The organism is Janibacter sp. CoH_79_TC_3 (assembly GCF_058197955.1).
Genome location: NZ_JBXWIV010000035.1, coordinates 1 through 8,481 on the forward strand (window position 1 = coordinate 1; position 8,481 = coordinate 8,481).

10 protein-coding genes and 5 pseudogenes are annotated in these 8,481 nt (G+C 40.6%); 11 read left to right on the forward strand and 4 right to left on the reverse strand.

The genetic code is table 11. From position 1 onward, the window contains the following. Nucleotides 1-161: 161 nt before the first annotated feature. Both AC2FA3_RS14715 and AC2FA3_RS14720 read left to right on the forward strand, forming a co-directional pair. The gene (locus AC2FA3_RS14715; RefSeq protein WP_490510234.1) at nt 162-635 is read left to right on the forward strand and encodes an RNA-guided endonuclease InsQ/TnpB family protein; all 474 of its coding nucleotides are present in this window, start codon (nt 162-164) and stop codon (nt 633-635) included. A 17-nt stretch (nt 636-652) separates the two neighbouring features. Beyond that, complete coding sequence (locus AC2FA3_RS14720) at nt 653-1,090, forward strand: transposase family protein (protein ID WP_490510236.1); 438 nt, start codon at nt 653-655, stop codon at nt 1,088-1,090. Nucleotides 1,091-1,174: 84 nt separating this feature from the next. Here the strand turns inward: AC2FA3_RS14720 and AC2FA3_RS14725 are convergent, their stop codons facing one another. Both AC2FA3_RS14725 and parA read right to left on the reverse strand, forming a co-directional pair. Continuing rightward, on the reverse strand, nt 1,175-1,381 hold the full coding sequence (locus AC2FA3_RS14725; RefSeq protein ID WP_490510237.1) for a hypothetical protein: 207 nt from the start codon (nt 1,379-1,381) through the stop codon (nt 1,175-1,177). A 9-nt stretch (nt 1,382-1,390) separates the two neighbouring features. Continuing rightward, on the reverse strand, nt 1,391-2,029 hold the full coding sequence (gene parA, locus AC2FA3_RS14730) for a ParA family partition ATPase (RefSeq protein ID WP_490510239.1): 639 nt from the start codon (nt 2,027-2,029) through the stop codon (nt 1,391-1,393). A 590-nt stretch (nt 2,030-2,619) separates the two neighbouring features. On the opposite strand from parA, the pseudogene AC2FA3_RS14735 reads away from it, so the two are divergent. From AC2FA3_RS14735 to AC2FA3_RS14755, 5 genes and pseudogenes are all read left to right on the forward strand, one after another. Then, nucleotides 2,620-2,721, forward strand: a pseudogene (locus AC2FA3_RS14735) (transposase); the annotation flags it as partial. Nucleotides 2,722-2,730: 9 nt separating this feature from the next. After that, the gene (locus tag AC2FA3_RS14740; RefSeq protein WP_490510240.1) at nt 2,731-2,853 is read left to right on the forward strand and encodes a hypothetical protein; all 123 of its coding nucleotides are present in this window, start codon (nt 2,731-2,733) and stop codon (nt 2,851-2,853) included. 281 nt (nt 2,854-3,134) lie between these two features. Beyond that, nucleotides 3,135-3,437 (forward strand): hypothetical protein, encoded by a 303-nt coding sequence (locus tag AC2FA3_RS14745; RefSeq protein WP_490510245.1) that lies wholly within the window; start codon nt 3,135-3,137, stop codon nt 3,435-3,437. Next, nucleotides 3,346-3,657, forward strand: coding sequence for a DDE-type integrase/transposase/recombinase (locus tag AC2FA3_RS14750; RefSeq protein WP_490510246.1), 312 nt, complete (start codon nt 3,346-3,348; stop codon nt 3,655-3,657). Before AC2FA3_RS14745 ends, AC2FA3_RS14750 begins: the two co-directional genes overlap by 92 nt. Before the next feature lie 40 nt (nt 3,658-3,697). Then, nucleotides 3,698-3,781, forward strand: a pseudogene (locus AC2FA3_RS14755) (hypothetical protein); the annotation flags it as partial. Nucleotides 3,782-4,239: 458 nt separating this feature from the next. Here the strand turns inward: AC2FA3_RS14755 and AC2FA3_RS14760 are convergent. After that, the gene (locus AC2FA3_RS14760) at nt 4,240-4,563 is read right to left on the reverse strand and encodes a hypothetical protein (RefSeq protein ID WP_490510241.1); all 324 of its coding nucleotides are present in this window, start codon (nt 4,561-4,563) and stop codon (nt 4,240-4,242) included. 309 nt (nt 4,564-4,872) lie between these two features. Between AC2FA3_RS14760 and AC2FA3_RS14765 the strand changes: the two are divergent. From AC2FA3_RS14765 to AC2FA3_RS14775, 3 genes and pseudogenes are all read left to right on the forward strand, one after another. Then, nucleotides 4,873-5,954: pseudogene (locus AC2FA3_RS14765) on the forward strand (IS3 family transposase). Between the two features lie 243 nt (nt 5,955-6,197). Beyond that, complete coding sequence (locus AC2FA3_RS14770; RefSeq protein ID WP_490510242.1) at nt 6,198-6,509, forward strand: helix-turn-helix domain-containing protein; 312 nt, start codon at nt 6,198-6,200, stop codon at nt 6,507-6,509. A 4-nt stretch (nt 6,510-6,513) separates the two neighbouring features. Then, on the forward strand, nt 6,514-7,773 hold the full coding sequence (locus AC2FA3_RS14775) for a type II toxin-antitoxin system HipA family toxin (RefSeq protein WP_490510244.1): 1,260 nt from the start codon (nt 6,514-6,516) through the stop codon (nt 7,771-7,773). 234 nt (nt 7,774-8,007) lie between these two features. Here AC2FA3_RS14775 and AC2FA3_RS14780 read toward each other — a convergent pair. Then, nucleotides 8,008-8,202, reverse strand: a pseudogene (locus tag AC2FA3_RS14780) (IS3 family transposase); the annotation flags it as partial. Between AC2FA3_RS14780 and AC2FA3_RS14785 the strand changes: the two are divergent. Continuing rightward, nucleotides 8,201-8,481: pseudogene (locus AC2FA3_RS14785) on the forward strand (IS3-like element ISPar1 family transposase); the annotation flags it as partial. The pseudogenes AC2FA3_RS14780 and AC2FA3_RS14785 overlap by 2 nt on opposite strands.

An 8,481-nucleotide genomic window follows, 5' to 3' on the forward strand; every position in this document is an offset into this window, starting at 1 on the left:
GCGCTCTATAGCATCAATACCTGCGAGCTGGTGCAAGATTCTCGCGGCAACTGGTATGCCTGTATTACGGTTAAAGAGTTTCCAACGACTAAATGCGGTACTGGTAAGGTTGGTATTGATTTGGGCTGCAAAGATTCGGCAGTCAGTAGTATGGCGATGTTTTGACCACTAAGCTGACTCAGCAATACGCTGAAAAACTGGCTATTGCCCAACGTGCTAAAAACAAAAAGCGGGTTTGTGCCATTCACGCAAAAATCAAAAACACCCGCCAAGACCTGATTCATAAATTCACCAATAAATTAGTCAAAGCCAATAATTTAATCGTTGTTGGAAAGATAAAATCAAAATCATTCACTTCAAGTAAACTAGCCAAATCCGTCTATGACGCTGGTTGGTTTGAAATTAAGCGACAACTGGATTACAAATGCGCGAACGCAGGTTGCCACTATATTGAAGTTAGTGAAGCGTACACAACCCAAACCTGCTCGTGTTGCGGCTCTCGCCAAGACAGTCCGAAAGGTAGATCAGGGCTTGGTGTCAGAGTATGGTTTTGCCGTTCTTGTCAAACTGTCCATCAACAGGACGTTAATGGAGCAAAAAATATACTCGCGGTCGGGCTTGACCATCTTTATTAGGAATACCCTTCACTTTTATGGAAGAGACTTACTATAGCGGTAAGAAAAAACAACACACCTTAAAAGCACAGATGATCGTCCACTGGAAAACAGGCTTAATATTAGATATTCAAACGTCTAAAGGGTCAATCCACGATTTTAAGTTATATAAAGATACTTGTCCCGACTGGCTTCCTTGTGACACTAAGCTATTAGGGGATAGTGGCTATCAGGGCATTGCAAAGTTACATGAACAGAGCTTCACCCCCTTTAAAAAGCCACGTGGGGGTCAATTGTTAGAGCTCTGCAAACAAGCCAATCAGTATCTCGCTAAGTTTCGTATTATGGTTGAACACAAAATAGGCTTAATCAAACGGTTCAAAATCGTGGCTCATAAATATCGTAACCGTCGTCAGCGCTACGATCTTAGAATGAAGCTATTCGCCAGTATTGTTAATTTCGAGCTTGGTTTATGACTTTTGCAAGAGGTCTATTGCATAATTGATAAAGACAAGGCAACGTGTTGAGCATTTTTTATAAAGAGCTAACGCAGTTTTTCACTATCGTTGGTAAACTTTTTCGTCGATCATTTCAATCAACACTTCAGTCACTGTCTTACGATTTTCAAGCGCATACTTCTTTAACGCAAGATGCCTATCGTCATCTAAATTAAAATTCACTCGATTGATTTTTTTCTTCGTCTTATCGCTTACATCTTCAAGTGTTAATTCGTTTTTTGCTTCTTTGCTTGGTCTGCCCGCTTTCATATCGCCACCTTATTCTTCATTAAAAAAAGATTTTACTTCATTCACTAAAGCCGTCATTTCTTGCACAGCGTTACTGTTTTTGCTTTCAGTTTCAAATACTGTCTTACCTAATGCCGCACTATTTGGATAGCTTACACGCTGCATAATTCTAGCATCCAGTACAGGTAAGCCGTATTCTGTCAGAACAGAGGCAACCTCTTTACCGATATTGGTGTTTTGAATGGCTCGAGATACTACAAAAGCGGCTTTTAGCTTGCCATCAGTCATTTCAATACGCTGTTTTACTAGTTCTACAAGATCATTAGTAGCCCAAACATCATAAGGACTTGGCTGTACTGGTATCAACACGAAGTCAGCTGCTTTGATAGCAGATAAGGCTAAATTGGTTGCTTGCGGTGAACCGTCAATAACCACATAATCTTTATCAGATACGGTTTTTAAATCTTTATCTAAAGTTGGACGATCCAGTCCAATAACCGGTACTGGATTATCTTCATCGACTGCTCTCCAATCACGCGCACTACCCTGCTGGTCGCTATCTACTAATAATACACTATGGCCCTGGAGTTGTAGACCTCTTGCTAACTGAGTTGCAATAGTCGTTTTACCACTCCCGCCTTTTTGATTTAGCACAGCAATAACCTTCATAACCCAACTCCATAATTTGTGATTTGTGATTTGTGGTTTAAATTGCATAAGTATTTAACTTTATGAGGGTATAAGTATATAAATATATGAGCTTATACGCAAGTAATTATATAAGTATATGAGTATCGAAATAATTTAAGGGCTGGGGTATGGAATTTACTTTTCCCAGGTGATGCTATTAATATCAGGGTTTGGGCTATGCGGAAGAATCCGCAGACATTAACTTGGGAAATTTTAGTTACGCAGCCTGACGATAGAAGTCAAACCACATCTGTCTTACTAGCGTCTAAAAGACCGAGTATACCTGTAAAAAACTATTATGGTCTTACTGGTATCTTTGAGATCGTCATTTCAATAACACTACATGAGTAGTCAGGGTCTTATATGGTTGATGCTTTCATTTCATCATAGGCATAATAAATGACGACTAAATGATTGATGTTGAATAGCCTCCTCTTATTCTTATTAAGCGTGTAAATACTTTCATCGATAGTATTAAGCGGTCATTCAAGATACAAGGTTATACTAACCCAAAGAAGGAAAATAGTATGACCACCAAACGCAATCAATATACCTGAGAATTCAAATTAGAAGCCATCAGCTTAGTCGTTGATCATAACCGCACCATACCTGATGTGGCTGATTCCTTAGGGATAGGCAAATCCACCTTGCAGAAATGGCTGAGTCAGTAGCATCAAGAAATGACTGGTGAAGCGCCTAAAGTCGGCAACGCTTTAACGGATAAACAGCGCGAGCTTCAAGAATTGCGCAAACAGGTTAAGCGGCTCACTATGGAGCGTGACATCTTAAATGAGGAGGGATAAAACGAAGCACTGCTTTGTCCCGACGCAAGACGAGAGCTATGCTCGAGTGAGGCTTCCGCTCTGCTAGCCTTGGACAGCCTGAACGGCTATCGCTAATCAGTCAGCTTGCAGAGCAAAATAAATAGGTCAGTAAAAGCCTTCTATGTAAGCTACTTGGCGTAATGAAAAGCAGCTATTATTATGGACGGCATCCCAAGCCAATTAGCCTTGAAACCGTCAAAACCAAAGCATCAGTCCGCCAAATATTTAACGACTCAAAGCAATCAGCAGGCGCTCGCAGCATTGTTGCCATACTAATGAATGAACATAATATAAAGCTCACTCGCTATGTGGCGGGGAAACTCATGGCGCAGATGGGGCTTAAAAGCTGTCAGTTAAAGACGCATAAATATAAGCATGCTGACGAGGCGCATAAAATGCATCACAATATCTTAAATAGAAACTTTAGCCCAGCAGCGCCCAATCAAGTCTGGACGGGCGACGTTCACTTATATTCGTATCAAAGGCGGCTGGTGTTATCTTGCTGTGGTATTAGATTTATATGCTCGGCGTATTGTTGGCTTTGCTGTATCAGATTCGCCTGATAGTGTGCTGACAACCAAAGCGCTGCAGATGGCGTATCAGACGCGCTTACAGCCAATTGGAGTGTTGTTTCACTCTGATCAGGGAACCCATTACACCAGTGCAAGATTCGCTGAATCCGTGGCAAGTTGTGAGGGCATGACGCAAAGTATGAGCCGAAAAGGTAACTCACTACGGGCACAGCCCTCCGCCTTGCACTCGGGCAAAGCAGTGCTTTGCTAATCCTCGCTCATGGGATAACGCGCCAACTGAGCGCTTCTTTAGAAGCTTTAAAACAGAATGGATGCCAAAGGGTGGTTATGAGAATATCGCTGAGGCTAAAAGTGCCATTGTTGATTATATCTAGGGCTATTATCAAACCGTGAGACCGCATACTTTTAACAATTATTTAACACTGCTAGAAAAAGAGAAACGTTACTTTAATCAAAACCTCTTATCAGCTGTCCTAAATTAGTTGACCACTACAGATGAGCTAAGCTATCTTTATAGCTGCTATCAACCAATTACTGGTCTAGATTTTCGTTTTGCAGCCTATTAATGATATCGGCTTGTTTTGAGCAATAACGCTCAACTATTCGTTTTATCATTACCGCCTCAACATAAAAAAAACGAAAGAACCGGAGAAGTGTCTTTCGCTTAGGACCTGCATAGCTATACCAATTTACAACTAATCTAATACCAGTATAGAAAATATAACACTACAGTGCGGCGTGGGTCAAGTTATCTAATAATCCTTAGACAAACACCCTCTTCCTTGCTCTCTTTTTTAAGTTCTCCAAAACTATCAACTTGTTTAGCATGCTACTATATCACTTTTTCACTAATACAATCGCCTTTATGCAGTGCGTTATAGAGCCTTGTCTCTGCAACTTTTATCAACGCCTCACGCTTAGCATAAATGTAGGTTTGGGTAGCATTTGTATTAGATAACCGAGCTCGGTTGTTTTGTTCTTGCCATCCGATAATATTCTGCAAAAGATCGGCACAATAAGCTTCGTGAGCCTCATCAAATAATGGGGTATCAACAGTAGGCGCACTACCAATGTCATCTGCGACCGTAGTGATTGCCAACATCATGATAGCGTCAAAACTTTGCGAGCTAACTTGTACATCATTTTGCTTTTTCATATCGAACATCTTCTTACCCTTTTAAGTTTAAAAATGATTGTCTATGCTGGCTAACTCTTAATTTTCTGCTCAGGAATTTATAATTCGCTATATTAAGTTGTTGATGTGACAAACTAATGACATTATCATAATTATTTTTAATACGTAATTGCAGCATACAGCCAATATTAGTTTTGACTACATCTCACAGTTTTCCTCTAAGTTGAACCTATAGTTTGCGATATCATTATTAATCCACTTTACCAGCTCTTCCAGATCATGAACCGCCCTCGGATTGTCGAAGACTCAATATTCTGAGAGAATACGACAATAAAAAGACAAGCCTATACTCCTGAGATTAAAGAACGTACTGTTCGCATGCTCATTGAAGCATTAAGCGACTATCCCTCTACATAGTCAGCCATCCAAGCCATAGCATCAAAGATTGGCTGTACACCTGAGACCCTGCGATCATGGCATAAGAAGAACATAGAACAAACCACTCCAGCATCATTGCAAGCTCAAAGCCAAGAGCAACGTATTAAAGAGCTTAAACGCGAGAATAACTGACCGTCAGCAAGCCAACGAAATTATACGCAAGGCTGCTGGGATTGAAGCCCAAGCGGAGACGGGCCGTCCACCCAAATAATGGTCGACTTTATTGATGACCATAAAAACAATTATGGGACCCTAGCCATCTGCCGAGTACTACCGATTGCCCCATCAAATTATTATGGTGCTCAAAACTTAAGCGACAACCCACATAAGCGTTCACTGCGCAGTCAGCATGACCTACAAGGCGTCTGGCGTGGCAAAGGCAAGATTACCACCAACAGCCGTAACGACCCAAAGCGCGCTGACGATCTAGTCAATCGCAACTTCAATGCCCATCGTCCTAATCAGCTTTGGGTTGCAGATTTTACCTATATCAAGACACTGAGTGGCTGGGTTTATACTGCTTTTATTATTGATGTGTTTGCTCGTGTCATTGTGGGCTGGAAAGTATCCTATCGCATGAACACCGATATGGTGATGGCCGCACTCAACCAAGCGATAACAGATAGAAATAAGCCTAAAAATATGATTCATCATAGTGATAGAGGGGTTCAGTATTCATTCATTCGCTACACAGATAAGATGGCTGACTGCGGTGTTATTGTGTCTCTGTTGGCACTACGGGTGATTCTTATGACAATGCCTTGGCTGAAACGGTCAATGGGCTGTACAAGTCTGAGGTAACTGACTATTTAAAGGAGGACTGGACTGGCGTTAATGATGTTGAATTAGCCACGCTTGAGTGGGTGGACTGGTTCAATAAAACACGACTGCATAGCACGATTGGTTATGTGCCACCTTTTGAGTTTGAAAAGCGGTATTATGATAGTTTAATCCTGTCAGACGTTGCTGCCTGACTCAAGTACATCACTCTCCGATATAGTAGGAACGGTTCACTTCTAAGTCTACCTGCTTTTTAATAGATATTGGCGTGAGTTATAAGATTCATGCCCTTAAGAGTTAGTCTAGAATTTATTCTAGAAAGATTACAAATCTTAAGCGGTAGAACTACTGTACAACAAAGCTATTATATAACCATTCATATTTGAGTTATAATCTGATAAAATAGCCTTTAATCCTTCCTATATGATTGATTAAATATGAATATGAGATTTGATTTTTATACCCCAAGTGAAATTAGTGATATTTTAGGTAATCGCTTAAAAGCACGGCGGCTATCATTGAATTTGACACAATCAGCTTTAGCAGAGAAAGCAGGAATCGGTATTAGCACTGTCGCTCGTATTGAATCGAGTCAAGGCGGTACACTAGACAATGTCATTCGGCTGGCTATAGCCCTTGGTATGATCAATCATTTTTCCGAGTTATTTGACGTTGCGCCTGCCGATATCAAAGATATTATCGCCAAGCAAAACCCGCGCTTACGAGCCTCAAATAAAAGTAGCGAATAAATCTATGTATCAACCAATACCAGTTGTTAATATTTACTATCGAGGCCTTGGCGCGAAGCGTTTAATTGGTCAGCTTACAATGAACGGACGCCGTCCTGTATTTGGCTATGATGCAGCATGGATAACAAATGGACTTGAGCTATCGCCCATTGAGATGCCATTACGTGCCGCACCTTATTATGGGACTCATGCGTCAAGCCATTATCTATGCGGACTGCTGTCAGACAGTCTACCTGATGGTTGGGGAATACTACTAATGGATAGATTTTTCCGAAAAACACTGTCTAATGCTGCGTCAATCAATGTCTTAGATCGCTTGGCTTATATTGGTGATTCAGCGATGGGTGCGCTTAGCTTTGAGCCTCAACACGATTTATCTGCTGATACTATTGATACCAATGAGCTGACTTTAGCCAAACTTGCCGCTGCCAATCAAACGATTTTATCAGGTCAAGACATTGATATATTAGCCGAGCTTATCGTCATTGGCGGTTCACCTCAAGGCGCAAGACCGAAGGCTCTTGTTTTGTATAATGACACTTCTAATTTTATTACCTCTAACTTAACAAGTGAGAATCCATCTGCAACGCCATGGCTTATCAAGTTTCCTGCCCAGTCTGAGCATAAAAGCGTTTGTTTATTAGAGTCGCTTTACGCTGATATGGCAAAGCAAGCTGACCTTGGCATGCCGGCTCATCATTATTTTGATATTGATAACAAATATGCAGCCTTTGGGGTTGAACGCTTTGATCGTATCGGTAATAAAAGAATTCATATACATACGTTGGCAGGTTTATTAGATATCGATTTTAGAACCCCTTCTTTAGATTATTTACAATATCTACGCTGCATAAGAATGTTGACTCAGTCACAAGTTGCCGTAGAAGATGGCTTTAGGCATGCCGTATTTAATGTTATTTTTAATAATAAAGACGATCATAGTAAGAACTTTTCTTTTATGATGGACGAAGCTGGCAGGTGGTCGTTGTCGCCTGTTTATGATATCGCTTATAATTCAGGTATGAACGGCTATCATCAAATGGATGTGGCAGGTGAAGCTCGGTACCCTACCCTACCTCATTTACTAAAATTAGCTAAGTTGGCTGATATCAAGCAAAACAAGGCAAAATCTATTATTGATCAGGTAGTATCAGTAGCTGAGGGCTTTTTGACGGTTATTAACAATTACGATATCGAGAAAGAGCTATCAAATCAGGTCATTCACGACATAAAAGCCAATATCAAGCGGATGGTAAATCGATAGTGTTATACAAATTGTTAAATTTGTTATTAAAAATAAGGTGGTGTTCTAAAAAGTATGCTAGCGATAAAAGTCAATAAGAAACCTATGCTAAGTTTTCTTATTCTACAGGCCTTTCAAGGCTTCAAGAATTGTTCAAACTTTAATCAGCATACTTTTTGATACACCACCAAAAATAATACACCCAAGCCTATAAACTGAAACGTCCCGAGTATATCGGAGAGTGTTTTACTTGAGTCAGGCAGCAACGCCTGACAGGATTAAACTATCATAATACCGTTTTTCAAACTCAAAGGGTGACACATAACCAATCGTGCTATGCAGTCGTGTTTTATTGAACCACTCCACCCACTCAAGCGTGGCTAATTCAACATAGTTAACGTCAGTCCAGTCGTCCTCCTTTAAATAGTCAATTACCTCAGACTTGTACACCCAACGGCTAATTGTGTATTCTGATAGAGGCAGTCAGTACTGTAGTTATAACTATCATAAGATCATTAAGAAGCATAAGTTGAAAGGCTCAATGTCCAGGCGTAGTAATTGCTTTGATAATGCTCCGATAGAGAGTTTCTCGCGCGAGGAACACTGCTCCGCAAGGAAGAATGAGTTAGTGTATCATCAAGATTATAAAACAAGATTCGAAGCTATCAATGACATCATTAAATATATTGAGCTTGAGTATAATGAGGAGCGACTAGCAAAGCACTGCTT

Excerpts from the sequence above, each read along its gene's own strand:
- AC2FA3_RS14720 (WP_490510236.1), top strand. The coding sequence starts at position 653 with ATGGAAGAGACTTACTATAGCGGTAAGAAAAAACAACACACCTTAAAA.
- AC2FA3_RS14725 (WP_490510237.1), bottom strand. The coding sequence starts at position 1,381 with ATGAAAGCGGGCAGACCAAGCAAAGAAGCAAAAAACGAATTAACACTT.
- parA (WP_490510239.1), bottom strand. The coding sequence starts at position 2,029 with ATGAAGGTTATTGCTGTGCTAAATCAAAAAGGCGGGAGTGGTAAAACG.
- AC2FA3_RS14740 (WP_490510240.1), top strand. The coding sequence starts at position 2,731 with ATGACTGGTGAAGCGCCTAAAGTCGGCAACGCTTTAACGGATAAACAG.
- AC2FA3_RS14760 (WP_490510241.1), bottom strand. The coding sequence starts at position 4,563 with ATGAAAAAGCAAAATGATGTACAAGTTAGCTCGCAAAGTTTTGACGCT.
- AC2FA3_RS14770 (WP_490510242.1), top strand. The coding sequence starts at position 6,198 with ATGAATATGAGATTTGATTTTTATACCCCAAGTGAAATTAGTGATATT.
- AC2FA3_RS14775 (WP_490510244.1), top strand. The coding sequence starts at position 6,514 with ATGTATCAACCAATACCAGTTGTTAATATTTACTATCGAGGCCTTGGC.